The organism is Acidicapsa dinghuensis, from assembly GCF_025685685.1.
GTDB classification, from domain to species: domain Bacteria; phylum Acidobacteriota; class Terriglobia; order Terriglobales; family Acidobacteriaceae; genus Acidicapsa; species Acidicapsa dinghuensis.
Window position 1 is genome coordinate 220,258 of sequence record NZ_JAGSYH010000005.1, and the last position, 25,577, is coordinate 245,834.

The window sequence follows — 25,577 nt, forward strand, 5'->3', positions numbered from 1 at the left end:
TAGAGACCTTTTCCGACTCGTTGAGGTTTGACTCTTGGACGGTGAAAAGCAGACTTCCCTGAGGGGAATGACAGACTAGAAAAGCAACGGCAAGAAAAACTGCAAAGACAAGAGCAAAAAGCAAGAACAGAGGCAGATTCTTCGAAGGGGAATGACAAACAAGAAAAACAAGAGCAAAAGCAAGGGCGGCTTGTGCCCTGCACGGATTGGTCTCGCTGTTTTTCGAGATATGAGGCGCCCGGCAAAGGCAAAAGCAGATCCTTCGCTTTGCTCAGAATGACAGAACAGATCAGGCTGAATAGATCAGGCTGACAAAACTGATTTGCCCAGGGCGGTGTCGGGTGCACATCAGACCTTCTGATTCTTCGCCAGGTCCCAGCCAACCGGGAGCTTGTTGCCGGATGTGCCTGAACCTGTACTCGACTGCTGGGTGAATGTCTGGAGTTGGCTCTGGACCTGGGCCGCGGTTGGTGTGTATTGCTGATGGCCGATGAAGTAGAGCAGCGTCTGAACGAGAGCGACCTGTTGTGCTTCGGACATACTGAGACCTCCTGCGAATTGCGCGAATTCTATCACCGGGACGGATAGCCGCGTCGCAGCTTCACCAGTAATGGCGTTTTGCCGTCGAACTGCCTTGATTTCAGCCCCTTCCGAAACCTGCGCAGTTCGCATCTGCTTCCAAATGCACCCATTGCGCATCCAACAAAAGTAGCACTCCATCGATTGCGTGGATTGCCGAGAATCCCGCTATCCCGCGATAGGATAGGAGTCACTGGAATGGAAGGATCCTCATCCACCCCGAGCTCATTCGGCAGAAGTGTAGCCGTTCCTCTGCCGGAACCGGGAATGCGCCTGAAGAAGGATGAGACGATCCGGGGTAAACAAATCGGGGAACCGCTGCTGCGCGTCGAGGGACTGCACAAGAAATATCCCGGCACCCGCAGCGGGCGCAGCGCACTGGTTCTTTTTGATGGTCTCAATTTTGAGATTGGCCGTGGAGAGCTGATCGCGATTGTGGGCCAGTCCGGAAGTGGAAAAAGCACACTTTTACACATGCTGGGCGCGCTTGATGCGCCAACGGCGGGAACGATATACTGCGCCACAACTCAAGTGACGAAATTGTCCGCAAAAGAGGCGGCGCGGTTTCGAAACGACCATGTCGGATACGTCTGGCAGTTTCACTATCTGCTGCCAGAGTTCACCGCACAGGAGAACGTCGCGATGCCATTGCTGGCGCGTGGCATCGATCGCAGGAAAGCCATGCAGGAAGCAGCAGCGTGGCTTGATGAAGTGGGACTCGCGAGCCGGGCGGAACACAGGCCGGGTGAGTTGAGTGGTGGGGAGCAACAGCGTGTCGCACTGGCGCGGGCTCTGGTAACGAAGCCGCAGCTTTTACTGGCGGATGAGCCTACCGGAGATCTGGACAACACGTCAGCGGATCTGGTGTTTGCATTGTTAGAACGGCTGCATGAAGCGCACGGACTCACCTCCGTGCTGGTAACGCACAACCTGGAACTGGCCCGTCGATGTACGCGGACCTTACGTTTAGCGGGAGGCAGGTTAGAGGTGGTCTCCCACACCGAGGCTTAGGCGTTAACGACGTATAAGCGGCAACTCCATCCGGCAGATTTGGAAATTTCGAATCTTCTGGTTTCCGCAGCCGATAGTTTTACCAAAGGGAAGGACACCATGTTCGAACGCTACACCGAGAAAGCACGGCGCGTTATCTTCTTCGCCAGGTATGAGGCCAGCCAGTTTGGCTCGCCTTATATCGAGACCGAGCACCTGCTGCTGGGCCTGTTGCGCGAAGACAAGGCTCTAACCAACAGGTTCCTGCGCTCTCATGCTTCGGTGGAGTCGATCCGCAAGCAGATTGAGGCGCATACAACGATTCGCGAAAAGGTATCGACTTCGGTTGACCTGCCGCTCTCGAACGAGTGCAAGCGCGTGCTGGCTTACGCAGCGGAAGAAGCGGAGCGGCTGGGGCATAAGCATATTGGAACGGAGCATCTGCTACTTGGATTGCTGCGCGAAGAAAAGTGCTTCGCCGCGGAGATTCTGCAGGAACGCGGCTTGAAGCTGGCGGCGATTCGCGAAGAGCTGGCGCGCGTGACGCAGGAGAAAGCTCCGCAGCAGCAGCGACAGCGCGAGTCGAGTTTGCTGGCTGAGTTCAGCCGCGATTTGACACAGTCGGCGATGGATGGGCAGCTTGATCCGCTGGTGGGGCGCGATGGCGAATTGGAGCGCGTGGTACAGATTCTCTGCCGCCGCACCAAGAACAATCCGGTGCTGATAGGCGAGCCGGGTGTGGGCAAGACCGCGATCGTCGAGGGACTGGCGCAGCGCATTGCCGATGGCGAGGTGCCGAGTTTTCTTGCCGACAAGCGCGTGCTGGCTTTGGATCTTTCGTTGATCGTCGCAGGCACCAAGTATCGCGGGCAGTTTGAAGAGCGGTTGAAGACCATCATGAAAGAGTTGATGGAGAATCAGAATTCCATCGTTTTTATTGATGAGCTGCACACTCTGGTTGGCGCGGGCTCGGCGGAAGGTTCGCTGGATGCGGCGAACATTCTGAAGCCGGCTCTTTCCCGCGGCGAGATTCAGTGCATTGGCGCGACGACGCCGGCTGAGTTCCGCAAGTCTATCGAAAAGGACCGTTCGCTTGAGCGCCGATTCCAGGCCGTCAAGGTTCCGCCTCCGAATGAAATTGACGCGGTCAAGATCATCATGGGCATCAAGGACCGATACGAGAAATTTCATGCGGTCAGCTACACCGACGCGGCCATCGAGTTTGCGGTTTCACATTCGAACCGATACATTCCCGATCGCTTCCTGCCGGACAAGGCCATCGATCTGATCGACGAAGCGGGAGCGCGCGTGAAGCTGCGTCAGACTTCCCTTCCCGAAGAGATCACCGAGGTGCAGAAGCGGATTAAGTTCATTGTGCACCGCATGGACTCGGCGATTGCGAATCATGAGTTCGAGAAGGCGCGGTTCTATTCGGATGAGGAGCGCAAGGAGCGCGAGAACCTGCGCACGCTGCGGGAGAAGTATCACCTTGACGATTCGGCTGCGGGTATTGTGGGCCGCGAAGACATTGAGGACGTGGTCAGCCGCTGGACTGGCGTGCCGATTACTTCGATCAAGGAAGAAGAGACGCAGAAGCTGTTGCGCGTGGAAGAAGAGCTACACAAGCGCGTGATATCGCAGGAGAAGGCGATCTCGGCGCTGGCTCGTGCGATTCGCCGCTCGCGTGCTGGGCTCAAATCGCCAGCGCGGCCCATTGGCAGCTTCCTCTTCCTTGGACCTACTGGCGTGGGCAAGACAGAGATGGCGCGGACGCTAGCGCAGTTCCTGTTTGGCAGCGAGAAGGCGCTGATTCGCTTCGATATGTCGGAGTTTATGGAGAAGCATTCGGTGTCGAAGCTAATCGGTTCGCCTCCGGGATATGTGGGTTATGAGGAGGGCGGTCAGCTTACGGAGCGTGTGAAACGTTCGCCGTACTCGGTGGTGTTGCTGGATGAGGTTGAGAAGGCGCATCCGGATGTCTTCAATCTGCTGCTGCAGGTGTTTGAAGATGGGCAGTTGACGGATGGGCTTGGCAATACGGTTGACTTCAAGAACACGATCATCATCATGACGTCGAACATTGGCGCGCGGCACCTGATGAAGAAGCAGGGGCTGGGCTTCCAGAGCGATCGGGAAGATCTGGTGATGGATAAGATCGAGGAGCTGGTGAAGGGCGAGGTCAAGCGCACCTTCAATCCTGAATTCCTCAATCGTATTGATGAGGTCATCATCTTCCAGGCTTTGTCGGATGCCGACCTGATTCAGATTGTGGATCTGCTGGTGAACCAGTTGAATACGAATCTGGCGCAGAAGTCGATTACGATCTCGGTGGATGAAGAGGCCAAGAAATGGATTCTCGATAAGACGCTGGGCGACCGCAGCTATGGTGCACGACCGTTGCGCAGGGCGCTGCAGCGCTATATCGAAGACCCGCTCTCGGAAGCGCTCATCGGCGGCCAGATTATGGATCGTCCGGCGTTCCTTGAAGTCTACATCATGAATAACCAGCTCTTCTATCGCTCGGTTTCGAACGAGAGCGATGAGAAGAATGAGGGTGTGCTGCTGTATAGCGCCTGATGTTGCAGTAGTTGATGAAAAAGGCCCCGGCATTGAGCCGGGGCTTTCTTTTGCTACGATGTTCTGAGCCTTTCAGATCGGAGCAGCCCATGAGCGAAATCTCGCAGATCGATACTCTCAGCAGCGAGCAAGTCACCAACATTACACGGCAGACCAACTACGGAACGTGGCGCATCCAGAAGACGTGGAAGCCGATGCATGTGGTGGATGCAGAGGGCTGCTATTTCATCGATGGGGCGGGTAAGCGGTATCTGGATTTTTCTGCGCAGTTGATGTGCGTGAATCTTGGGCATAAGAATCCCAAGGTGGTGGAGTCGATTGCGCAGCAGGCTCGCGAACTGCCGTATATGGCTCCGGGGTATGCGACGACTTCGCGGGCACTGCTTTCGCAGAAGCTGCTGGAAGTGCTACCGCCGGGGCTGGAGAAGTTCTTCTTTGCGACTTCGGGCACGGAGGCCAATGAGGCGGCTTTCAAGATTGCGCGGATGGTGACGGGCAAGACCAAGATCATCTCGCGCTACCGCAGTTATCACGGGTCCACTACGTCATCGATCTCGTCGACTGGCGATCCGCGGCGATGGGCGATGGAGCCGAGCGGCAAAGGTATCGGTCATATTTTCGCGCCAGAGACGAATTGTTACAAGTGCCCGATCAAGCATACGTATCCCGAATGCGGAGTGGCGTGTGCGGATTACATCGAGCATATGATTGCCAACGAAACGGACGTTGCAGCCATCATCGTTGAGCCGGTGGTTGGAACGAACGGTGTGCTGGTGCCACCGCCGGAGTACATGCCGAAGCTGAAGGCGATCTGCGAGAAGTATGGCGTGCTGTTTATTGCCGACGAGGTGATGACGGGGTGGGGGCGCACGGGCAAATGGTTCTGTGTGGATCACTGGGGCGTGGAGCCGGATATTCTCGTCACGGCAAAGGGCATTACTTCGGCTTATGTGCCGCTGGGACTTTGTGCTACTTCGAAGAAGATCGCTGATTTCTTTGAAGACAACTACTTTGCGCATGGGCATACGTATGAAGCGCATCCGATGACGCTGGGGCCGGCTGTTGCGACGATTGAGGAGATGCAACGGCTCAACCTGGTTGAGCGCGCCGCATCGCTCGCTCCGTATGTTGAAGAGAAGCTGAAGGCGCTGAAGGCGAAGCACAAGAGCATTGGCGATGTGCGCGGACTTGGCCTTTTCTGGGGTGTTGAACTAGTGAAGAACCGCGAGACCAAGGAGCCTTTCAACACGATGCGAGATAAGGTGGAGGGCAAGCCGCTGGTGGTCGATCAGATTGCCGCGAAGATGATGGGCATGGGGGTGGCGCAGCAGGCGTGGATCAGCCACTTTGTGATCGCGCCGCCGCTGATTGTTACGAAGGAAGAGATCGACTTTGGCATCAATGCGCTGGATGAATCGCTGGCGATTGCCGATGCGCTGGTGGAATAAAACGGTCGACAACGCAACGATTACTCCGATGAGCTCATCGAGCGCAACTGCGACGGGCAATTCAAAGCACTGCAGACGATTTGCTGACCCTGCGATTTGGGTAGTGCGTGAAGCCGAGGAATGACCGCCGAGATCGCTCCAAGTCTCTTTCTGTAAATCCATTGCGCCAGCCTGCGATACGCGATATGAAAGAGAGATGCGATCCAAAGGCCTGATTGTTTTCACGCTGGCTGCCATTGTGTCTCTCTTTTCGTCACCCACCCTGCTGGCGCAAACGACTGCGAAGCTATTGGTAAAGAACGCGCGGCTCTTCACGATGGCTCCGAATCAGAAGGAAGTCTTCATCGGCTACTTCGTGGTCGACGACGAAGGGAAGATCAAGGCCATTGCGGCAGGCGACCCTCCGGCATCTATCCACGCGAAAGAGACGCTGGATGCGCATGGTCATTGGATTATGCCGGGGTTTCTCTCCGCACACAGCCATCTCTGGCAGGCTGCCTTTCGCGGCCTTGCGGCAGACAAGACGCTGCCCGGATGGATTAATAGCCTTTATAACCAGCGGGCGAGCAAGGCACATCCTGAGGATTTTTACTGGTTCACGCTCGATGGGGCGCTCGATCATTTGCAACACGGCATCACTGCAGCTTACAGCTTCAACTATGACGGTTCGCACTGGGGCTTGTGTCACGAAAATGATTGCGGCGAATTTGCGTATAGAGCTGAGATCGATTCTGGCATTCGCTTTGTGCACGGGTATCAGCCTGACCAGATCGGCTCGAACGATCAGCTTCCGCAGGCTCGCGCGCGGTTGAAGGCGTTTCTCGATTGGCAGGCGGAGCAACCGAAGTCATCGCGGTTTCTGAGCGTGATGATCAACGGATCGACATCGTTTAACGAGACAATCGATCAGGCAAAGGCCGAGAAGACGATGATGGACGAGTTCCATCTGGGTAATCAGAGCCACTATCTGGAGCCACCTGACACCGTGGCCTCGGAACGTGCCAAGTTCAAGTGGTTTCAAGAGGCCGGACTGCTTGGGCCTACGCTTTACTTTGGACACTTCATTCATCCCGACGACTACATTCTCGAGCAGGCTGTGGCATATCACTGCGGCATGAGCTGGAATCCGCTGTCGAATGGACGGTTGGCTTCGGGTGTCGCCGATATTCCGAAGTATCGAAAGCTGGGCCTGCGCGTGGGTATGGGTGTGGATGGCGAAGCAAGCGCTGATCTTGCCGATCCGTTCGAGAACATGCGCACAGGACTCTATGCCATTCGCGACAAATATGAGGACGCGACGATCATGAGCCCTTACGACGTGCTGTATCTGCACACGATGGGCTCAGCCGACGTGATGGGAGTAAAGGACAAGCTGGGCAGCCTGGAAGCGGGCAAATATGCGGATTTTCTGGTCATCGATCCGACGCGGTTTGGCACTGTCTCTGATCCCTATGCAAGCCTGGTGCTCGTAGCGGGCGAGCGGGATCTTGAGGGCGTCTATGTTGGTGGCGAGCTTATCGTGGATCACGGCAAGCTCCTCCACCAGGACTACGACAAAGTCCTCATGGAGTCTGCCAAACGCTCCGCCACCACCTCACAGTAACTTCCCGCAGCGTTTGAAAATCCGGATAAGCACTGCATCGGCACAATCGCCGCCCCTTAGCGCAGCGCAACATTTTCACTGCAAACTACGTCCCCATATCTGAATGAAGCCAGATGCGTAGTGGCTTCATTCGGAAAGGTTGCGCAAGATGCCAGCCAGATATTGTCTCGTTGCCTGCCTTGCTGTCTCGTCGTTCGTTCTTTCTGCCAGTGCTCAGAAGATTCGTCTCTCTGACACTAATACTTCTGTTGGTCATGGCTATGCTCCCAGCGATCACGTCCCTGCGGCGTTACTCTCTGCCAAAACCATCTTTCTCTCCAATGCAGGGGCAGACGGCGGTCTCTTTCCACAGCCATTCAGCGGTGATCCGAATCGCGGCTACCAGGGCCTTTACTCGATGCTCAAAGCTTCAGGCGAGCACCAGCTTGTGGATGATCCTTCGCAGGCCGATCTCGTCCTGGAGTTGCAATTGATTGCACCGAATGGTCCTTCAAGCGGCAACAAACAAAACGGAGCCTCGGACCCGCTCCCGATGTTCCGCCTTACGATCTACGATCGCAAGACACACTACGTCCTGTGGGCGCTTACCGAGACCATCGAAACCGCCATGCTGCAGAAGACGCACGACAAGAACTTTGACCAGGCGCTCTCGAATATTGCCTACGACTTCGAGCAGGTCACAACCCCGCTCACGACGAAGCCGCAGTAGAAGAACTCAATACTCGATTTTCGCTGACGACTTCATCCACGAGGCGAAGGCGGTCCACGCTTCTTCCCGCATCAACTGCACCGCGAGTATCTTGCGCTCACCTGGATTCTTGCGGAATTCCTCGTAAAGAAAAGCGTCGTCGAAACCAGCCTTTGCTGCGTCCTGCTGGCTGCTGCCGTAATAAAGAGCGCCAAGCCGGGCCCAGTAAATGGCTGCGAGACACATGGGGCATGGCTCACAGCTTGAATAGATCTCGCATCCCTCAAGACTGAACGTACCGAGTGCTGCGCATGCCTTGCGGATGGCGTTCACCTCACCGTGCGCCGTCGGGTCATTGGTTCTCGTTACTGAGTTGGCTGCCTCGGCGATCACTTCTCCGTTGCGGACGATGAGGGCGGCAAATGGACCGCCAGTGCCTTTCTCGACATTCTCTTCGGCCAACTCGACGGCTCGGCTAAGAAAGGCGGGATTGGGCGACTGGGACATGCGGTCGAAAAGCCTCCGATACACTTGATTCTCAAGGATCATCGTCAGTATGGCATACGGCGCTCAGGCAGATGGCGGATCGTTGGCTGATCACGACAGTGTGACTGCATTCCGCTCGAAGCGTGTTGTGACGCTGGATAAGGTTCGCCCCGCGAGTGTGCTGGTCCGAGACGGTGTGATTGTGGAGCTTGCAGATTGGGACTCGATACCTGCGAATTCGCGGGTACATGATTTCGGAGAACTCGTCTTGCTGCCGGGGCTTGTCGATACACATGTACACATCAATGACCCAGGACGCGCAAGCTGGGAGGGATTTGCCACCGCGACGCGAGCGGCGGCCGCAGGCGGAATGACTGCGGTTGTGGATATGCCGCTGAACTGTAGTCCAGAGACGACGACGGTAGAAGCACTTGAAACGAAACGAGCGGCAGCCCGAGGTCAATGCTTTGTGGACTGGGCTACCTGGGGCGGCGTTGTCGGGCATGAAGGAAGCATCGGCAATGAGGCTGATATATCCGGATTGATCGCTGCAGGTGTTCCGGGTTTTAAGTGCTTCCTGATTGACTCGGGTATCGACAGCTTTGCCTGGAGCGATGAAGCGCAATTGCGGAGAGCGCTGGCAGTTCTGCAGGGTTCGGGGCTGCCGTTGCTGGCGCATGCCGAGGTTGCTGGGCCGGTGGCGGAGGCGACTGTGCGGCTGAATGCAGGGTTGGCAGACTGGCGACGGTATGCAACCTATCTTGCCTCACGTCCGGATGAAGCGGAACTGGAGGCTATTGGGCTGCTCATCAGGCTGGCTGAGAAATTCGATGCGCACATCCATATTGTGCATCTGGCTACGGCGCGGGCTTTACCGATGTTGAAGAGCGCTCGCGAGGCAGGGCTCAAGATCACTGTCGAAACCTGCCCACAATATCTGTGGTTCGCTGCTGAGGAAATTCCGGATGGAGCAACAGAATTCAAGTGCGCTCCGCCGATTCGGTCTGCCACGAATAGGAAAGCTCTTTGGTGGGGATTGCTCGATGGCGTTATCGACTTTATCGCGACCGATCACTCCCCTTGCCCGCCGGAGATGAAGGACCGTAGGTTGGACTCGAATGATGCCGAGTCGGGGCGGTTCGATCGGGCGTGGGGTGGCGTTGCCAGTTTGGGGCTTGCGCTGCCTGTTGTCTGGACCGGACTACAGGACTTTGGTGGCGATCTGTCGTCGATCACGAAGTGGCTTTCGGGTGGACCGGCGCGGCTGGCTGGTCTCGATCGATCGTCGGGAGCATCTCGCAAGGGCCGGATCGCGCCGGGCTTCGATGCCGACTTTGCAGTCTTCGACCCTGACGAGCGATGGAGTGTTGGCGAGGCAGATCTTCACTTTCGTCACAAGCTTTCGCCTTATGTGGGAGCGAATCTGCGAGGCAAGGTGCTGGAAACCTGGCTGCGTGGTGAGAGAATCTTTCAACAAAGCAATGGCACGGCCCTCTTCGCTAGTGTCTCGACTGGCCAGGAGCTGCGCCGGAACGATCCGTAGACGATGAGCGATACTGCCAGCCCGATTGAAACAGCGCCACCCCGAAACCTACGTCAACGTGCGGCTGACGTAATAGCTGAGTGCCGGTTGCTGGCGGCGATGAGCGAGGAGCCGGGCCGGCTAACACGCCGATTTCTCACTCCACCGGTGAAAGAGGTTCACGCGCATCTGCGCCGGCGCATGATTGTCCTCGGCATGACGGTCTGGGTGGATGCCGTGGGCAATCTTCGCGGACTTTGGAATCCGGAAGGTTCGACGGGCAAGCGGCTTGTGCTTGGGTCCCATATCGATACAGTTCCCGACGCTGGAGCGTTTGATGGGGTGTTGGGAGTGGTGCTGGCCTTAGAACTGGTCCGATCAGCGGCGGAGTTATCGATACCATATCCGATCGAAGTCATCGCCTTTTCGGAAGAAGAGGGTGTCCGATTCGGAGTGCCATTCCTCGGGAGCCGAGCTGTCGCAGGCCGGTTCGATCCGGCGTTGTTGGCGCTTCAGGATACGGAAGGCGTAACCCTCGAAAAGAGCATTCGTGATTTTGGTCTGGACCCGCGAGATATGGATGCCGCCAAGCTCGACGAAAACACGTTCGGATTTTTTGAAATTCACATCGAGCAGGGGCCGGTTCTTGAAGCGGAGATTTTGCAGCTTGCTGCGGTTACAGCAATCGCGGGTCAAAGCCGTTTCCATGTGACTTTCTCGGGACAGGCGAATCACGCCGGAACCACCCCGATGCGCCTGCGGCACGACGCTCTGACGGCAGCCGCGGAATGGATCCTGGCTGTTGAATCGGAAGTCCGGCGCTACGCTGCACGTCATGAAGCGGAGCTTGTCGCCACTGCCGGGAAAATTGAAGCCAAACCCAATGCTTCCAACGTAATACCGGGATTAGTAAAAGTGACGCTCGATGTCCGGAGCGATAGGGATTTTGTACGTCAGATCGTAGTTGAAGAATTGCTTGCGCAGGGCGAGGCGATTGCCAGTCGCCGTGGGGTGCGGTTTGTCGCCGAACAGAAGATGGATCAGCCAGCCGTTTCGATGGATGAAGAACTGACAGCTCTGCTGGCGGAGGCGCTCGGAGGTGCTGGATTTCCAGTTCGGCGCATGCCCAGCGGTGCCGGACATGACGCGATGGTGATGGCAACGCGGGTTCCTTCCACCATGCTGTTCCTGCGAACTCCGGGCGCAATCAGCCATCATCCTGATGAGTCAGTGATGGAAACGGATGTAGAAGCGGCACTCAGAGTCAGTGAGGTTTTTCTCAAACGTCTCACGTTTAAATCTTTGTAACCACCATTTTTTCTTTAATATGAGCGATGTTTTTGAAAGAGGATTCTTATGCTCTTCCATCTTGGTGAGACACGAAGCAGTCTGAAGACTGACCACCTGCTGCAGACTCCGGACACTTTTATCCGAACGCCATTGGCCGGCTCTCCGAATGTGGATTTTATTGTGCATACCGCGCCGCGCATCGGGGCGGGATTTACGCAGATGACGGTTGAGTTTCGCGAGGGCGGACGATTGGGAGCGGCAAGCGAAGGGATCGAGCGGTTTCTCTATGTGCTTGAGGGCAGCCTGACTGCTGAGACTGAAGCAGGGGCCCTAGCTCACGCGCTGGCTGCAGGAGATTTCCTCTACCTTCCGCCGGGCTGTGGATATTCGGTTTCCGGGGCGGCAGGGTCGCGTGCTGTTTTGATTGAGAAGCGGTATCAAAACTTGAATTCACAAGTAAATCATGAAGTAAAACTTGAGGTTATTGCCGGACGTGAAAGTGAGACAAATCCGGAGCCGCTTGGCGGCGATCCGGATCTGCTGGTACGGCGGCTGATGCCAGATGGGCTGGAATGGGACTTTGCGGTGAATACAATGACCTACGCGCCGGGGGCAGCGCTTTCCCAGGTTGAGATTCATGTGATGGAGCATGGGCTGCTGATGTTGGAGGGCGGAGGGATTTACCGGCTCGGTGATAGCTGGTATCCGGTGATGGCGGGGGACTTTATCTGGATGGCTCCGTACTGTCCGCAGTGGTTTGGTGCGATTGGAAAGACGCCGGCTAAGTACTTGATCTATAAGGACTGGTACCGTCATCTGCTGGAGGCCGCGCGATGAGTTCCGCAAATTCCCTTTTGATTTCTGTGGACGTGAACCGGCTGACCGGTGAGCTGACGACCTTGGCCGGGATTACCGAGGCTGGGCCGCCGGTGGTGACGCGGGTGGTGTTCAGTGAGGCCGATCTGCGGGCGCGGGAGTGGGTGAAGGGATTGTGCCGCGAAGCCGGGTTGATGATCCGGGAAGATGCGGTTGGAAACACCTTCGTCCGATGGGAGGGCTCGGAGCCAGGGCTTGCTGCGGTTGGAACGGGATCGCATATCGATGCCATTCCGAATGCAGGGGCTTATGACGGAGCGGTTGGGGTGCTTGGGGGGTTGGAGGCGATCCGGGCGCTGCAGCGAGTTGGGTATCGGCCGAGGCGGGCGATTGAGCTGGTGATCTTTACGTCGGAAGAGCCGACTCGGTTTGGGATTGGGTGCTTGGGTAGCCGGTTGATGGGCGGTGTGCTCTCGGCAGAGCAGGCTTTGGCTCTGCGGGATAAGGATGGACATGGGCTGGAGGAGTTGCGGTCTGCTGCGGGATTTGCCGGGCCACTGGGTTGGGTGAAGCTCGCTGAGGGGCACTATTCGGCGTTTGTTGAGCTGCATATTGAGCAGGGGCCGATTTTGGAGCGTGAGGGTATCGATATTGGCGTGGTGACGCATATTGCAGCACCAGCTTCGCTGCGGGTGGTGATTGAGGGCGAAGGTGGACATGCAGGGGCGATGCTTATGCCGGTGCGGCATGATGCGTTTTGCGCGGCTTCAGAACTGGTGCTGGCGCTGGAGGCGGCTGCTAAGGCGACTGGCGTGATCGATACGGTTGGAACGGTTGGGGTTTGCGAGGTGTTTCCAGGAGCGGTGAATTCGGTGCCTTCGCGGGTACGGCTGGAGACGGATATTCGGGATATCGATGGTGCGCGGCGCGATGGCGTGATTGCCAGCCTAAAGACTGCGGCGGAAGAGATTGCCGAGCGGCGCGGTGTGCGGATCGGATTTGAGACGGTGAATGCCGATCCGCCGGCGACTTGTGAACCGGCGATTGTGGAAGCGATTGAGCGGGCGGCAAAAGTGGCTGGGCGAAGTTCGCAACGGATGGTCAGCCGGGCTTACCATGATTCGCTTTTTGTGGCGCGGTTTGCGCCGGTGGCGATGATCTTTATTCCCTGCCGCGGAGGCGTGAGTCATCGTCCCGATGAGTATGCGAGTCCAGAATGGATTGCGGGCGGAGTTGAGGTGCTGGCGCGGACGTTGGCGGAGCTTGCGTCACAGTAGAGAGGCGAGATGTGGATTTGTTGTCTTAGTCATTTATTATCTTTCACTTTAAGCTTAAATTCTAATGTGAATTCCATGAATTAATCCATCTATGCTCCCCTTTGCCTCTTCTGAAAATAAAGTACTTATTATCGGGGAGAGGGAGGAGGTAATTATTTATTTGCGGAACTGACTTGAGATCAAAGTTTACTTATCTACCAACATCTTAGGCCTTGGTGTGGTCCGTGCGGGCGGGGTCACGGAAAAGTCGGATTATACCCACGAACGAAAAGCATCCCTCAGGGGCTAAAGCCCAGCTCGTTTCATTGGCTTTAGCGGCATGGCTGAAGCCATGCCCTTTCAAAACAAGGCTTTGTTTGAGTGTTTCCTGATCCTGGGATACCGTTCCATATCTATGTGTGCCCTGAATCGGGATAATTTTACGCAAATGGCGTGGCCTGAAAGATAAGATCGCGACGTGGACAAAGAGACTGTTAACCAAGAGACGATTGACTGGCTGTTGGATTCTGACCCGGCTATCCGCTGGCAGGTGATGCGGGATTTAACTGATGCTTCTTCAGTGGAGGTTGCGGGGGAGCGTACGCGGGTGGCACGTGAGGGGTTGGGTGCGACGATTCTAGCGCGGCAGGATGCGGATGGGGCTTGGCGCGTGGATGGGAAGCCGGCGTGGCTGTCGACGCTGTTTACTCTGCAGCAGTTGCGGGCTATGGGGATTGATCCTGTGGATCAGGCGGTTGTGGATGCGATGGATTTGGCTGAGAACAATCTGCGATGGAGTGACCGGCCGGATGGGTGGAATCTAAGATCGCCGGAGTTTGGCGGAAATCCGTTTTATGAGGGCGAAGTGGAGCCGTGCATCAGTGGTGGGGTGCTGGCGTTCGGAAGCTACTTTGGACATCCGGCGGAGAAGTTGGCGCGGCGGCTGCTGGGCGAGCAGCTTGCGGACGGGGGTTGGAACTGCGAGGCGCCGCCGAGTGTGCGGTCTTCGTTTCATACGACGATCTGTGTGTTGGAGGGGTTGCTGGAATATGAGCGGGCGGCTGGACCGTCGCCGGAGATTTCAGAGGCGCGGCGGCGGGGTGAGGAGTATCTGCTGGAGCGAGGGCTTTTCCGGCGACGCTCAACTGGCGAAGTGGTTGAGCTGAAGTTTCTGGAATTGGCGTTTCCGCCTCGGTACCGGTATGACGTGTTGCGGGCGCTGGATTTTTTTCGGGCTGCGGGGCGGGAGCCGGATGTGCGGATGCGGGAGGCTGTTGCGATTGTTGCAGGGAAGCAGCAGGCGGATGGGAGATGGCTGCTGGAGCAGGCTTATGACGAGGCGCTGCTTGTAGGGTTCGGGGAGCGCGTGGGTGAGGCGTGCCGGTGGATTACGTTGCGGGCGCTTCGGGTGTTGCGGTGGTTTGAGGCGCGCAATGGTATGAGAGTATGACGAAGTTCTCGAGAGTAAGCATGATTGTCGATTTTTTAAATCTTTTCGAGCCTGATCCAGAAGGTTTGCTGCGCCAGATTTCTGAGCACGTCAACGATGAGGTATTGAAATGGATTTCCATGGCAGATTACGGAGAAGAGGCTGACGAGCACCTCGCCGCTCTTCGTCAAGTTCGCGATACTGGTACGTTTCCAAGAGAGATGCATTGGTGTCCGGCTGAGGTCATGGAGCTAATTCGATGGTCAGATCCTGAGGATCCGGATTGGAAGCCGGGCCAGACCGGCGAATTGGGCCATTGGATGAGAGCATTTTCCTGTGCAGCTCTTTTGCGTGCCACACGCGAGCCATGGAACTACGGTGATGGATTGGGAACCGACAGCACTGTTGCCCAGATGGCTTTAAGCCTCGATGCGCTGCCGGTAGACTTCTCAGCACAAGCAGCCAAATTTCTTGCGTGGCTGCTGCTCCATTCCGAGCCAGAGGGATCGGATGGTCAAGTATGTGCCTATGGATTAGGCCTGTTTTGGTTTGCTCTGAAACATCCAGCTCAGTTCACTGATGGATCTTTGATCTCGCTTGCTGAATGGGTCTCTCTGCGAGCTGACGAGTTATACCAAAGCCCTGCATCGGAGTTGCGACAGGCAGATGCGATCTCTGACAACCGTACTTCCGCGCCGGGAGACGGGCTGCGTGAGATGGCTCTTCATTGTCAGAAACGATCATCCTGGGAACTTCTGGCAATTAAGCTCCTTGATTTGGATCTGAGCACCAGATCATATGACCTTCAGGCGCGGGTGCAGATGATAGGTGAAGGATTGTTGGGATGAATTATGACTTGGGAACAGGTTTACACAATCAACGACTGGTGGGATTGTCCACGACTGGGCGTGGCAGACGTGCACGATGTTCCCCACATTTACGAATCGCCTTTTGATCCCACACTTGATGACTACTCTGATTTCTACCTCGTTTCTCCGATTAGACCAGAGTTGCCCAGTTTGGTGCTCGAAGACTGGGAAATCTGGAAGAGATGGAGCAACGGCTTTGATAACCAAACGGCATCCCGAGAAAACCATCCCGCTCTGCCCGAAGATCGCGCACGTCATGAACAAATCGAACGCGAAATTAACGGGCAACTTGTGACTAACCCCGCACTCGTCAAAAAGCTGTATGCGACATTCCGACGGACTGCGCCTGGCTGGAGCGGGTTTGAGGTTGAGTGGAACGAAAAACAACTTTGACGGAAGATGATTTTCAAATGCCAACCTTCGAATGACGGACGGAAAACCAAAGGAGGCAGCAAAGACGGAGACGGTTCGCGCTTGGCGCGAATTGGGTTTGCGGGTTAGTGTGCAGGCCTGAGCTGTTTCCCACCCTTCGCAAAGTGCGCGAAGGATGGGGCACCCGGTATCAACCGATGCCGAGAGCCCCTCGTCCGAACCCCTCCAACCCTGGCACTAGACGGCAAAGAGCCTCCGAAGGTAGAAAATAACGATCAAAGACATCGGGTTTTTGAACGGCCTGGGAGGCCGTAACCCTTCCGCCGTGCGAAGCCTGCACTACAACTTATAGAAGTTTGTCGATTCGGCGAGAGAGCGACTTGCTGAGTTGCTCGGACGAGTCGAAACCGAGATGGATGATTCTCAGCTCGCCGGAGCGATCCAGGACGTACAGTGCAGGAAGACTGGTGACGCCGAGGCTCTTTGCGGCTGGTCCCCAGGAGTCTTCATCGGGAGAAATACCAAAAGAATCGATAGCTGGATTGAGCATCAGATTTCTCCTGGTGAGGTAGGCCTGCGCTCTGGCGGGCGTTTCCCGTGATTCCCCGAATTGAGGGCGAAGATCAAGACGTTTGGATTGTCACGGTATTTAGCTTGAAGTGCTGCGATCTCGGGAAGTTCGGTCTCGCATGGTGTACACCAAGTCGCCCAGAAGGAGATCACGACAACCCGCCCCTTCCAGTCTTCTGAATATAACTTCTTGCCGGTTAGCGTCTCGATGGAAAACGGGGTTATCTCTTGATTGACGCTATGATAAGCGCCACTCTCTATCCAACGGGGAATCGCTACAAAGACAGCGGCAAGAATCGCAATTGCAGACAGGCATCCAAGTGCTGCGGCATACCGGGTTCCTGCTCGTGCATTTAGCCATCGAATTCCCATTCCTAAGATCGAGGCACAGACGCTCATCACCAGGAATGAAGCAATGAAGATCTCCGCCGTGAAGGCAATCCCCAAGCGATTCATGGTGACGACTGGCACAATTCCGCCTAGGGCAACCAGCAGGACAGTGAGCCACAATCGTCCACGTCGAGGGTTGGCGCGTAAGAGTGCTGCGGCGAAGAAAGCGACACATGTCGCCATCAGGAAGGATCGAATGTCTTGGTGTTGACGGGTGATGAACGATACCGCCAATACCATGACAAAGGCGATCAAGCCCCAGACAAGATCGAGGACTGCCCTGCCCATGTGCCACCTCACTATCGCATCGTGATCGATCACTTCGGTTGACTCTCGACCGAGCCTTCAGATGGGCTTACGCTCGGCGCGCGAAGTTTGTTCCTTAGGGAGTCTTTGGTCAGATCCTCGGCATTGCATCTGCGGCGTTTCGGATCAGGTCGATGCTGATGCCGAGACCCCAATCGACAAATTTTCAGACGCGCTACGCTCGGGGATTTTACTCGGATGCTACAAGGTGATGTCCTCGACCGGCCGGTGGTGGACGAGACGGGGCTAACGGGTAAATGGGATTTCGTCTTGCGTTGGACGCCGGATGATACGCAGTTTCCGGGAATGCCGGCTCATCCTCCGGTGGATGCGGAAGCGCCTTCGCTCTTTACTGCTATTCCAGAGCAGCTGGGTTTGAAGCTGGAAGCGCAAAAGATTGCGGTGCCAGTGATGGTGGTTGACCATGTTGAGAGGCCGTCGCCGAACTGAGGGCAAGATAGACCGGAATCTAAACTAGCTAATTCCCAGATCTCTGCCCTGTCGTCATCTCAATCTTGCGCAAAATCTCGTGCCGCTTGGCGTCCCCGCATTTTGACAGCGCCTCATCCTCGCAGGTGCGCTCAATCGTGATGACCGGATTCTCCATCGTCGCGCTCGCGATATGCCCATCTGCGAGGCTCACTGTGATGTCAACGGTAAATGTCTCCATGCCTACGCCCGCCTCGTACTTACCGTTCTCATCCTTTGCTATTTGAACCCAGTTATTTGCGCCTGTCCCCACTGGATCTTGCATCCACGCGGCCTTGAGCGGTAGTGCAGGGTTCTGCGGCGGTACGTGCCTCACTTCCACCATGGCGGTCCCGGCGGCAGCATCTACTGATTTCAGCGTCATGTCGAAGTCGATTGCATCCTGGCCTACGAGTACATGGGTTCCGTCTGCCCACGATGACGGAGGCATCGGGTTCTTGAAATAAAAATGATCCCTGGCTTTCTTGAGTACTCCCAGCTTGTTTGCTAACCACAGGTCTGAGTAGAAGGTCATCATGTCGGTGATTGGTCCGATCATCTTCGGGTCTACTTTTGTTAGATCAGGCGCGGAGGGATTCTGGTCAGGATCGAGCGTCAGTCTCTGCCGATAGTCTGCGGCAGACGGCAACAGGGACTCCGGTTGCCCGTTACTCGTCATGTGGACCCATTGATACTCTTCGAAGTACTGGCCTGCCGCGTCTTTCTTCACCACGCCCTCGGCGTCGATCTCGTAGTGCCAGGCTTCGTTGACGCCTTTCATGTGGTAAGTCAGCTTTTCGCCAGCCCGGTACTGCCGGTGCAACGGGTTTGCCGGCGCCGAAGTCGCCTGTGCGTTCGAGAACGAAGACCATCCACACACTGCTGAGAAGATGAATACGATTTGCAGCTTCATGCACGCTCCTAAGTGTGCTGGAGATGATAACAGCGCTTGGCGGATTGGCGGCTTTTTAGAAGTTGTCCACGTTTTAAAATCGGTAAGTTTCGGGACACTTCAGCACCCTCATAAAATACAGCTTTTCGGGTCTCGAGACACAACGCCTGGAACTTATGAGGCAGACAAAGACCCAGGGCCAAAACCCTGGGTCCGAAGTGCGGCGTTTTCTGGGGCCTGGAGGCTTCGGCCTCCTCCTGTTGATTGGGTTTGGCGTTGTCCTGCTATTTCGATTGGTTCTGTTGCTGGCGCTGCCATTCTTGCATTCGTTGTACTTTCCATTTGCAGCCAGACTGGATTTGACTCTGCTTTTCCCCGTCTTTTTGTCTGCAGAGGTAGGTTTCAGGCTCGGTGGAGGACGCCTCACAGAGACCGTCCTGAGGGACAAATTTCTTATCCTTCCAGCCGTAGTATGAACAGTCCATATTGGGCGGATAACTGGCTGCACTCAGTGGTTTGAACTGGGATTGTTGCATGGTTGCTGTGGCTTGAGCGTTAACGCGGTTGGTGGCTGTAATGGACAGGATCGTGACAGCGGCCAGCGTCAGCATGCCTAGTATCGCGAGTGATATGCCGGACTTGCGATCGAGAGAGGCTTTTGGGCTCTGCTTGAAAAGGTGTTTGATTCGCATGGACAGGTCTCCTCCGTGAACTCCCAGTGAAAGTTGAGGTTTTGCCGGTAAGCGTCGCTCTTCGAGGATGGTCAGGGCTTTGGCGTAGACCAGGGCGGATTCGGACAGGTTGGCTGCCGTTTCGTCGCAGCAAAATTCGCGTTCGCGGCGGATTTGACGAGAAAGCCACCAAGTGGCGGGGTGGTAGAAGAAGAGAGCTTCGACGATGGACTGCAACAGGTTGACGAGGTAGTCGTGGCGCTGGATATGCGCCAGTTCGTGAATGAGGATGACTTGTTCCTGCTGTGGCGAAAGGCCGTCGAGGAATGTGGATGGCAGAAGGATGGCCGGTTTTTGCCAGCCGACTACGGCGGGAGTTGTCGTCCCGCTAGAGATGAGCAGTTGTATTGGAGTTGCGATTCCCAATCGATGCACAAGCTGTCTCAGGACCGATTGCAGACGGTCTGGCGCGGGGCTGATTTGCGTTGTTCGCAGGCGGTGCACGGCGTAGAGAGATGTGAGGATTCTCGCTGTGATGAGGAGGACGCCGATTGACCAAAGGATGAGGATGGTGGCTATGCGGTAGTTGATCCAGGCGATCAGGAGAGTCAAGGCTGCAGGGAGGGTGGTGTGAGCGGTCGTTTGAGTTTCCGAATGTATTGCGAGACCCGTGGAGTCTAAGCCGGCGGTTGATTGCTCATGGATTGTGTGGCTGGGCCAGAGATCGAATGTTGCCCAAGTGAGGAACGGGCAGAGGACGACTATGCAAAGAGCGGTGCAACAGAGCAGGTATCTGAGATTCGCGGTGTGTTTCTCTGCGATCTTGAGGGCTGCTGCAAGGGCCAGTGCGAGGAGAGTTTGCTGCCAGAGGAGATGAATGAGGCTCCATGCGGCGGCGGTCATTTGGACTCCTCCTCGAATTTCTGGATGGCCTGTTTGATCTCGGCCATTTCTTCTGGAGAGACGCGCCGGGCGGACAGGGCGCCGAGTACGAGGTTCTTGGCTGATCCGGAGAAGGCTCGCTGGAGGAAGTCGGTCACGAGGCGCTGCTGAGTGCGCTCCTGATTCTGCTTTGCGGAATAGACATGAGAACGGAAGCGCTCGCTTCGCTTGAGCAGGCCTTTTTCGGTCATGATCTGCATCTGCTTGAGGACGGTGGTGTAGCCGGTTTGCCGGTTGTGCAGGGCTTCGTGAACTTCGCGGACGGTTTGCGGGCCGTGCGACCAGAGGATCTGCAGGATCTCTAGCTCGGCCTCTGTGGGTAACGGGGTTTCGTTGTCGCGTGCTGCGGTCATGGCCACAACGTACTACGACAAAAATCGTATGTCAACGATTTTTGTCGTAGATTGTGAATTGGGTATAGGGCTGGCTTTCAGCCCTTGATTGCGCGTGGGGGATCTTGTCCCAGCCCGTTTGGCTGGGATGTTGACGGGCCTTTGACCCTCGAATCGCTCCGGATGCGAGGCTATGTCAGTGAGAAGCAGATTCTCCTGAGGGGAATGACAGACAAGAAAAGCAAGGGCAAAAGCAGCGACAACGACAAAAGTGGTTCGCGCTTTGCGCGAATTGGGTTTGCAGATTAGTGTGCGAGCCTGGGTTGTTTCCCACCCTTCACAAAAAACGCGAAGGATGGGGCACCCGAATTTGTGGGAGCGGATGCGAAGGCGGCTCGAGGTTGCGAGCCGCCTGATGTTCCGGAGGAGGAAAGTTGATTCGGCCGATTCGGGGGAATCGGGTTAGGCGAGGAACTTGCCGGCCTGGCTGATTTCGGCTGTGGTGTCCTGTGGGCGGGCATTAAGGAGGGGCAGGGCTACTGCCAGCACCTCTTCGATGCGGCTTGCGTAGTGGATCTGGACGCCCTCGGTTTGGGCCGGGAGCAGATCTTCCTCTACGTTCTGACGGTTTTCGGCCGGCAGGATTACGTGCTTGACTCCGGCGCGGCGGGCGGCGAGGAATTTCTCCTTGATGCCGCCGACGGGGAGTACGTTGCCGCTCAGCGTGACTTCGCCGGTCATGGCGGTGAAGGGCCGGACGGGGGTGTTGGTCATGAGCGACACCAGAGTGGTGACCATGGTGACGCCTGCCGAGGGGCCGTCCTTGGGGATGGCGCCTGCGGGGACGTGGATGTGCAGATCTACGGAGGAGTTGAAGTCCTCTTCGAGGCCGACGGATGGGGCATTGGAGCGGACCCAGGTCATTGCGGCCTGCATGGATTCCTGCATGACCTCGCCGATCTGGCCGGTTACAGTAAAGCCACCCTTGCCCTTCATCTTGTTGGCTTCGACGAATAGAACATCGCCGCCTGCCGGTGTCCAGGCGAGACCAACAGCTACGCCGGGACGGCGGGTGCGCTCGAAGACTTCCGTATCGACGCGAACCTGAACGCCGCCGAGGAACTCCTGCAGGTGCTCTTTGGTCACGACGAGCTTGTCCTTGTTGCCCTCGACGAAGCGGCGGGCGACCTTGCGGCAGACGGTGCCGAGGACCTGTTCGAGGCGGCGTACACCGGCTTCGCGCGTATAGTGGCGCACGAGGCTGCGAACCGTCTCATCGGGGAACTCGATGACGTCTTCCGGGATTCCGTTGGCCTTGATCTGGCGCGGGATCAGGTATTTGAAGGCGATGTTGACCTTCTCTTCTTCGGTGTAGCCCTGCAGCGAGATGATCTCCATGCGGTCCAGCAGCGGCTCGGGAACTGAGTCGAGCATGTTGGCTGTGCAGATGAAGAGTACCTTGGATAGGTCGAACGGCACGTCCAGGTAATTATCCCGGAAGGTGTTGTTCTGCTCGGGGTCTAGCGTTTCGAGCAGAGCGGCTGCCGGGTCGCCACGGAAGTCGCGGCCTAGCTTGTCGATCTCGTCGAGCATGATGACCGGATCGTTGGTGTCGGCGCGGCGAATGGATTGGATGATCTGTCCGGGCATGGCTCCGACGTAGGTACGGCGATGACCGCGGATCTCGGCCTCGTCGTGCATGCCACCGAGGGAGATGCGCTGGAACTTGCGACCAAGGGCACGGGCGATGGAACGGCCGAGCGAGGTCTTGCCGACTCCCGGGGGTCCGACGAAGCAGAGGATCGGGCCTTTCATGTCGGGCTTGAGCTCAAGGACGCTCAGATAATCCAGAATGCGATCTTTTACCTTTTTCAGGCCATAGTGATCATCTGCAAGGATTTCCGCTGCTTTGTTGATGTCGACTTTTTCGCCGGTGCTCTTAGCCCAGGGCAGGGACGCCAGCCACTCGACGTAGTTGCGGACGAGGGAGGAATCGGATGCCATGGGGGACATGCGCGAGAGCCGGTTTAGCTCTTTGAGGGCTTCTTTCTTTACATCCTCAGGCATGCCGGCGGCTTCGATTTTCTGGCGCAGCTCGTCGATGTCTTTCTGGCCTTCGTCGATTTCGCCGAGCTCCTTCTGGATGGCCTTCATCTGCTCGCGCAGGTAGTATTCGCGCTGCGACTGCTGAACCTGGTCCTGGACCTCGGTCTGGATCTTGTTGCGGAGCTGCTGGACTTCGATTTCCTTGGCGAGAAGCTGATTGAGCTTTTCGAGACGAGCGGCGACATCGGAGGCTTGAAGCAGGTCCTGCTTGTCGGTTGTGGTCAGGAACGGCAGAGAACTGGCGATGAAGTCGGCGGCTCGACCGGGCTCGTTGATGTTGGCCGCGATGGTCTGCAGCTCATCGGAGAGCGTAGTGGAAGCGCTGACGATCTGCTGAAATTCGAAGACTACATTGCGATGCAGAGCCTCGACGGAGGCTTTGTCGGCTTCGACAGCGGACTCGACCTCGGCGACCGGTTCGACCTCGGCCATCAGATAGGGCTCGGTCTGGGTGAAATTAGTCAGACGTACGCGCGCCGTTCCTTCGGTGAAGACGAAGCGGCTCTGGTTGGGCATTTTCACTACTTTATGAACAGTTGCCAGAGTGCCGTACTCGTGCAGCTGGTCTGGCTGAGGGGTGTCGACACGCGCATCCCGCTGGGCAACAACCACGATCGTGCGCTGATCTCCAAGAGACTCGATCAACTGGATCGAGCTTTCGCGGCCTACCGTTAGGGGGAGGACGGCGTGGGGAAAGAGCACGGTATCGCGTACCGGCAGCACGGGCAGGGCCTTAGCTTGGGGTACGGTTGTGGCCGGTCCATTGGGAGGAGTGGAAGGAGCGGCTTTTGGATCAGGAATAGGATTGAACATTGCGTGTCCTCGTATCAACTTTTCTTATTAGACACCACACATGCTGGAAAGTTTCAGAAACGAACCGGTGGCTGATTTATCGGCCAAATTGTTGTATCTCTCTGACGAATACGTGTTCCACAGGCTCTGCTGTTCCCGTTTGCGCTGATGGATGTTTATCGGCCGCAGAGCAATGCCGGGCGTTATGAAGAGATGTATCGGCAGGTGCAGGGGGCGACTTCATGGCCGGAAAAGAGACACGACCGCTTAGAAGATGCTGAAAACAGTAGAGATATTTGAGCCAGCCCAATTACCGGGGTACCCGATGAGCTGCTGGGGGGGCTATAGAGCTGCTTCGATGTAGCGGCCCAGCTCTTTGACCATGGAACAGTGGCTGCGGAGGGCAGTCACAGCCCTGGCTCCGTCTTCTGGCGAGTGGAGCTGGCAGTCTACGTAAAAGACATATTCCCAGGGATGGCCGTGAACGGGGCGGGACTCGATCTTGGTGAGGTTGGTTCCCTCTTTGGCGAGTTCGGAGAGAGCGGCGACGAGGGTGCCGACACGGTTCTCAACTTTGAAAGCGAGGCTCATTTTGTTTGCGTACGAACTTTGGATGGCGTCGGCGGAGCGACGAAGGTAGAAGAATCGGGTGTAGTTTTCCGGATTGTCTTCGATGTCAGCGGCTAGAATCTGGGCTCCGTAGTAGCTGGCGGCTTCGCGGCTGGCGATGGCGCCGGCATGACGGTCGCGGAGCTCGACTAGTTGCTTGACGCTGCCGGCGGTGTCGTAGAAGGCGAAGGACTCCATGTGGGGATGCTCTGCAAGAAAACGGCGACACTGAGCGAGTGCGACGGGATGCGAGAAGACGCGATCAATCTCCTTGAGATTCGCGCCTGAGAGTCCGATGAGGTTGTGCCGGATGCGAAGCAAGAGTTCGCGCTCAATCGTCACGTCGTTCTGGAGCATGAGGTCAAAGTGCTCGGTGACGGAGCCGGCGAGGGAGTTTTCGATGGGGATCGCGGCGGCGTCCACATCCCCGCGGACAAGTGCGGCGAAGACTTCAGCGGAGAGTGAGAACGGCACGATGCGAGGCTGCTCGCCTAGTTCGGCGGCGAGGCGCGTGGCGGCTTCATGGCTGAAGGAGCCGGGTTCTCCCTGGATGGCTATTCTGGTCAAGATCAGGCGAAGCTCCTCGCGCGGGCTGATAGTTGTGTCCCAGCAAGCGGGGTTGGGGTGACTGCTTCTGTTCGAAACATACCACAGGACAGGTGACGCGTAAGGCGATGCGTGAGATGACTGCGCAATCAGCGCGCGAGCCAGATATCGGCAGCGACGAAGGCGAGGAAGACCATGGCGATGACACCATTCATGGTGAAGAAGGCGGCATTAAGCCGACGCAGGTCGCGTGGGGAGACGATGAGGTGTTCGTAGAGCAGCAGGAGAGCTACGACGGCGACACCTATCTCACCGGCGAGGCCGAAGTGGAAGAGGATGGCGAACCAGGCGAGCAGGGCGACGACGGTGAGGTGAAGTATGCGGGCGATCCAGAAGGCGGCGGCGAGGCCGACGGCCTGAGGGATGCTGAAGAGACCTGCATGGCGGTCGTGGTCCATGTCCTGGCAGGCGTAGAGGATGTCAAAGCCGGCTACCCAGCAGGTGACGATGGCGGTGAGCAGGGTGATGCGGGGATCGAGCGAGCCGCGGACTGCGATCCAGGCTCCGGAAGGGGCGATGCCGAGTGCGAGGCCGAGAATAACGTGCGAGAAGCGCGTCAGGCGCTTCATATAGGAGTAGCCGAGCAGGACGGCCAGCACCACAGGCGAAAGGATGAGTGTCAGGCGGTTGAGCTGCCAGCATGCCAGTTCGAAGACGGCAATCATGAGCAGCGTGAAACCGAGGACGAAGCTGCGAGTGAGCAGGCCGGCGGGAATGGCGCGCATCTTGGTGCGGGGATTGGCGGCATCGAGGTCAGCGTCGGCCCAGCGATTGAAGGCCATGGCGGCGGAGCGGGCCGAGACCATGGCTACGAGTATCCAGGCGAGTGTGCGCCAAGTGGGAATGCCGTGAGCAGCTAGAAGTGCGCCAGTGAGAGCAAATGGGAGAGCGAAGATGGAGTGCTCCCACTTGATCATTTCGAGGGTGGTTCTGGTTTTGGTCCAGAGGCGGCTCACGGGGATGGTGTG

At 56.8% G+C, this 25,577-nt stretch carries 23 protein-coding genes; 13 read left to right on the forward strand and 10 right to left on the reverse strand.

The genetic code is table 11. From position 1 onward, the window contains the following. Window positions 1–348: 348 nt before the first annotated feature. On the reverse strand, window positions 349–540 hold the full coding sequence (locus tag OHL22_RS15825) for a hypothetical protein (RefSeq protein WP_263339357.1): 192 nt from the start codon (window positions 538–540) through the stop codon (window positions 349–351). Between the two features lie 306 nt (window positions 541–846). Here OHL22_RS15825 and OHL22_RS15830 point away from each other — a divergent pair, with 306 nt between their 5' ends. From OHL22_RS15830 to OHL22_RS15850, 5 genes are all read left to right on the forward strand, one after another. Next, on the forward strand, window positions 847–1,590 hold the full coding sequence (locus tag OHL22_RS15830; protein ID WP_263339360.1) for an ABC transporter ATP-binding protein: 744 nt from the start codon (window positions 847–849) through the stop codon (window positions 1,588–1,590). Between the two features lie 99 nt (window positions 1,591–1,689). After that, window positions 1,690–4,146 (forward strand): ATP-dependent Clp protease ATP-binding subunit, encoded by a 2,457-nt coding sequence (locus tag OHL22_RS15835; protein ID WP_263339363.1) that lies wholly within the window; start codon window positions 1,690–1,692, stop codon window positions 4,144–4,146. An 89-nt stretch (window positions 4,147–4,235) separates the two neighbouring features. Next, window positions 4,236–5,594, forward strand: coding sequence for an aminotransferase family protein (locus OHL22_RS15840; protein WP_263339366.1), 1,359 nt, complete (start codon window positions 4,236–4,238; stop codon window positions 5,592–5,594). Between the two features lie 196 nt (window positions 5,595–5,790). After that, entirely contained in the window at window positions 5,791–7,197 is a 1,407-nt protein-coding gene (locus OHL22_RS15845) for an amidohydrolase family protein (protein ID WP_263339371.1), read from the forward strand. 148 nt (window positions 7,198–7,345) lie between these two features. Beyond that, window positions 7,346–7,906: a hypothetical protein gene (locus OHL22_RS15850; protein WP_263339373.1), complete on the forward strand. Its 561-nt coding sequence runs from the start codon at window positions 7,346–7,348 to the stop codon at window positions 7,904–7,906. Between the two features lie 6 nt (window positions 7,907–7,912). Here the strand turns inward: OHL22_RS15850 and OHL22_RS15855 are convergent, their stop codons facing one another. After that, entirely contained in the window at window positions 7,913–8,392 is a 480-nt protein-coding gene (locus tag OHL22_RS15855; RefSeq protein ID WP_263339377.1) for a nucleoside deaminase, read from the reverse strand. Window positions 8,393–8,441: 49 nt separating this feature from the next. On the opposite strand from OHL22_RS15855, the gene allB reads away from it, so the two are divergent. The 7 genes from allB to OHL22_RS15890 all read left to right on the forward strand — a co-directional run bounded on the left by allB (window position 8,442) and on the right by OHL22_RS15890 (window position 15,946). Next, the gene (gene allB / locus OHL22_RS15860) at window positions 8,442–9,914 is read left to right on the forward strand and encodes an allantoinase AllB (protein ID WP_263339380.1); all 1,473 of its coding nucleotides are present in this window, start codon (window positions 8,442–8,444) and stop codon (window positions 9,912–9,914) included. Window positions 9,915–9,917: 3 nt separating this feature from the next. After that, window positions 9,918–11,201: an allantoate amidohydrolase gene (locus OHL22_RS15865; RefSeq protein ID WP_263339383.1), complete on the forward strand. Its 1,284-nt coding sequence runs from the start codon at window positions 9,918–9,920 to the stop codon at window positions 11,199–11,201. 48 nt (window positions 11,202–11,249) lie between these two features. Beyond that, on the forward strand, window positions 11,250–12,020 hold the full coding sequence (gene allE, locus OHL22_RS15870) for a (S)-ureidoglycine aminohydrolase (RefSeq protein WP_263339386.1): 771 nt from the start codon (window positions 11,250–11,252) through the stop codon (window positions 12,018–12,020). After that, a complete protein-coding gene (locus OHL22_RS15875; RefSeq protein WP_263339388.1) occupies window positions 12,017–13,276 on the forward strand; it encodes a M20 family metallo-hydrolase in 1,260 nt (419 codons plus the stop codon). Before allE ends, OHL22_RS15875 begins: the two co-directional genes overlap by 4 nt. A gap of 457 nt (window positions 13,277–13,733) precedes the next feature. Next, on the forward strand, window positions 13,734–14,705 hold the full coding sequence (locus OHL22_RS15880) for a prenyltransferase/squalene oxidase repeat-containing protein (protein WP_263339391.1): 972 nt from the start codon (window positions 13,734–13,736) through the stop codon (window positions 14,703–14,705). A 20-nt stretch (window positions 14,706–14,725) separates the two neighbouring features. Then, on the forward strand, window positions 14,726–15,532 hold the full coding sequence (locus tag OHL22_RS15885; RefSeq protein WP_263339395.1) for a hypothetical protein: 807 nt from the start codon (window positions 14,726–14,728) through the stop codon (window positions 15,530–15,532). A 3-nt stretch (window positions 15,533–15,535) separates the two neighbouring features. Next, the gene (locus tag OHL22_RS15890) at window positions 15,536–15,946 is read left to right on the forward strand and encodes a hypothetical protein (RefSeq protein WP_263339398.1); all 411 of its coding nucleotides are present in this window, start codon (window positions 15,536–15,538) and stop codon (window positions 15,944–15,946) included. A 325-nt stretch (window positions 15,947–16,271) separates the two neighbouring features. Here OHL22_RS15890 and OHL22_RS15895 read toward each other — a convergent pair whose 3' ends face one another. Then, entirely contained in the window at window positions 16,272–16,475 is a 204-nt protein-coding gene (locus OHL22_RS15895) for a TlpA family protein disulfide reductase (protein ID WP_263339401.1), read from the reverse strand. Further along, a complete protein-coding gene (locus tag OHL22_RS15900; protein WP_263339403.1) occupies window positions 16,475–17,206 on the reverse strand; it encodes a TlpA disulfide reductase family protein in 732 nt (243 codons plus the stop codon). Before OHL22_RS15900 ends, OHL22_RS15895 begins: the two co-directional genes overlap by 1 nt. A gap of 147 nt (window positions 17,207–17,353) precedes the next feature. Between OHL22_RS15900 and OHL22_RS15905 the strand changes: the two genes are divergently transcribed. Beyond that, window positions 17,354–17,641: a TIGR03435 family protein gene (locus OHL22_RS15905; RefSeq protein ID WP_263340518.1), complete on the forward strand. Its 288-nt coding sequence runs from the start codon at window positions 17,354–17,356 to the stop codon at window positions 17,639–17,641. Window positions 17,642–17,669: 28 nt separating this feature from the next. Here the strand turns inward: OHL22_RS15905 and OHL22_RS15910 are convergent, their stop codons facing one another. From OHL22_RS15910 to OHL22_RS15935, 6 genes are all read right to left on the reverse strand, one after another. Further along, window positions 17,670–18,572 (reverse strand): hypothetical protein, encoded by a 903-nt coding sequence (locus tag OHL22_RS15910; protein WP_263339407.1) that lies wholly within the window; start codon window positions 18,570–18,572, stop codon window positions 17,670–17,672. A gap of 263 nt (window positions 18,573–18,835) precedes the next feature. Next, window positions 18,836–20,125 (reverse strand): M56 family metallopeptidase, encoded by a 1,290-nt coding sequence (locus tag OHL22_RS15915; protein WP_263339408.1) that lies wholly within the window; start codon window positions 20,123–20,125, stop codon window positions 18,836–18,838. Next, window positions 20,122–20,517 carry a BlaI/MecI/CopY family transcriptional regulator gene (locus tag OHL22_RS15920; RefSeq protein WP_263339411.1) on the reverse strand — a complete coding sequence of 132 codons (396 nt, stop codon included), beginning with the start codon at window positions 20,515–20,517 and terminating at the stop codon, window positions 20,122–20,124. Before OHL22_RS15920 ends, OHL22_RS15915 begins: the two co-directional genes overlap by 4 nt. 441 nt (window positions 20,518–20,958) lie before the next feature. After that, window positions 20,959–23,415, reverse strand: coding sequence for an endopeptidase La (gene lon / locus OHL22_RS15925; RefSeq protein ID WP_263339414.1), 2,457 nt, complete (start codon window positions 23,413–23,415; stop codon window positions 20,959–20,961). Between the two features lie 321 nt (window positions 23,416–23,736). Continuing rightward, window positions 23,737–24,570 carry a prephenate dehydratase gene (gene pheA / locus OHL22_RS15930; RefSeq protein WP_263339417.1) on the reverse strand — a complete coding sequence of 278 codons (834 nt, stop codon included), beginning with the start codon at window positions 24,568–24,570 and terminating at the stop codon, window positions 23,737–23,739. A 128-nt stretch (window positions 24,571–24,698) separates the two neighbouring features. Next, window positions 24,699–25,565, reverse strand: coding sequence for a UbiA-like polyprenyltransferase (locus OHL22_RS15935; RefSeq protein ID WP_263339420.1), 867 nt, complete (start codon window positions 25,563–25,565; stop codon window positions 24,699–24,701). Between the last annotated feature and the right edge of the window lie 12 nt (window positions 25,566–25,577).

Bases quoted from the DNA above. Each gene is read 5' to 3' on its own strand.
- OHL22_RS15825 (WP_263339357.1), bottom strand. From the start codon at position 540: ATGTCCGAAGCACAACAGGTCGCTCTCGTTCAGACGCTGCTCTACTTC.
- OHL22_RS15830 (WP_263339360.1), top strand. From the start codon at position 847: ATGCGCCTGAAGAAGGATGAGACGATCCGGGGTAAACAAATCGGGGAA.
- OHL22_RS15835 (WP_263339363.1), top strand. From the start codon at position 1,690: ATGTTCGAACGCTACACCGAGAAAGCACGGCGCGTTATCTTCTTCGCC.
- OHL22_RS15840 (WP_263339366.1), top strand. From the start codon at position 4,236: ATGAGCGAAATCTCGCAGATCGATACTCTCAGCAGCGAGCAAGTCACC.
- OHL22_RS15845 (WP_263339371.1), top strand. From the start codon at position 5,791: ATGCGATCCAAAGGCCTGATTGTTTTCACGCTGGCTGCCATTGTGTCT.
- OHL22_RS15850 (WP_263339373.1), top strand. From the start codon at position 7,346: ATGCCAGCCAGATATTGTCTCGTTGCCTGCCTTGCTGTCTCGTCGTTC.
- OHL22_RS15855 (WP_263339377.1), bottom strand. From the start codon at position 8,392: ATGTCCCAGTCGCCCAATCCCGCCTTTCTTAGCCGAGCCGTCGAGTTG.
- allB (WP_263339380.1), top strand. From the start codon at position 8,442: ATGGCATACGGCGCTCAGGCAGATGGCGGATCGTTGGCTGATCACGAC.
- OHL22_RS15865 (WP_263339383.1), top strand. From the start codon at position 9,918: ATGAGCGATACTGCCAGCCCGATTGAAACAGCGCCACCCCGAAACCTA.
- allE (WP_263339386.1), top strand. From the start codon at position 11,250: ATGCTCTTCCATCTTGGTGAGACACGAAGCAGTCTGAAGACTGACCAC.
- OHL22_RS15875 (WP_263339388.1), top strand. From the start codon at position 12,017: ATGAGTTCCGCAAATTCCCTTTTGATTTCTGTGGACGTGAACCGGCTG.
- OHL22_RS15885 (WP_263339395.1), top strand. From the start codon at position 14,726: ATGATTGTCGATTTTTTAAATCTTTTCGAGCCTGATCCAGAAGGTTTG.
- OHL22_RS15890 (WP_263339398.1), top strand. From the start codon at position 15,536: ATGACTTGGGAACAGGTTTACACAATCAACGACTGGTGGGATTGTCCA.
- OHL22_RS15895 (WP_263339401.1), bottom strand. From the start codon at position 16,475: ATGCTCAATCCAGCTATCGATTCTTTTGGTATTTCTCCCGATGAAGAC.
- OHL22_RS15910 (WP_263339407.1), bottom strand. From the start codon at position 18,572: ATGAAGCTGCAAATCGTATTCATCTTCTCAGCAGTGTGTGGATGGTCT.
- OHL22_RS15915 (WP_263339408.1), bottom strand. From the start codon at position 20,125: ATGACCGCCGCCGCATGGAGCCTCATTCATCTCCTCTGGCAGCAAACT.
- OHL22_RS15920 (WP_263339411.1), bottom strand. From the start codon at position 20,517: ATGACCGCAGCACGCGACAACGAAACCCCGTTACCCACAGAGGCCGAG.
- lon (WP_263339414.1), bottom strand. From the start codon at position 23,415: ATGTTCAATCCTATTCCTGATCCAAAAGCCGCTCCTTCCACTCCTCCC.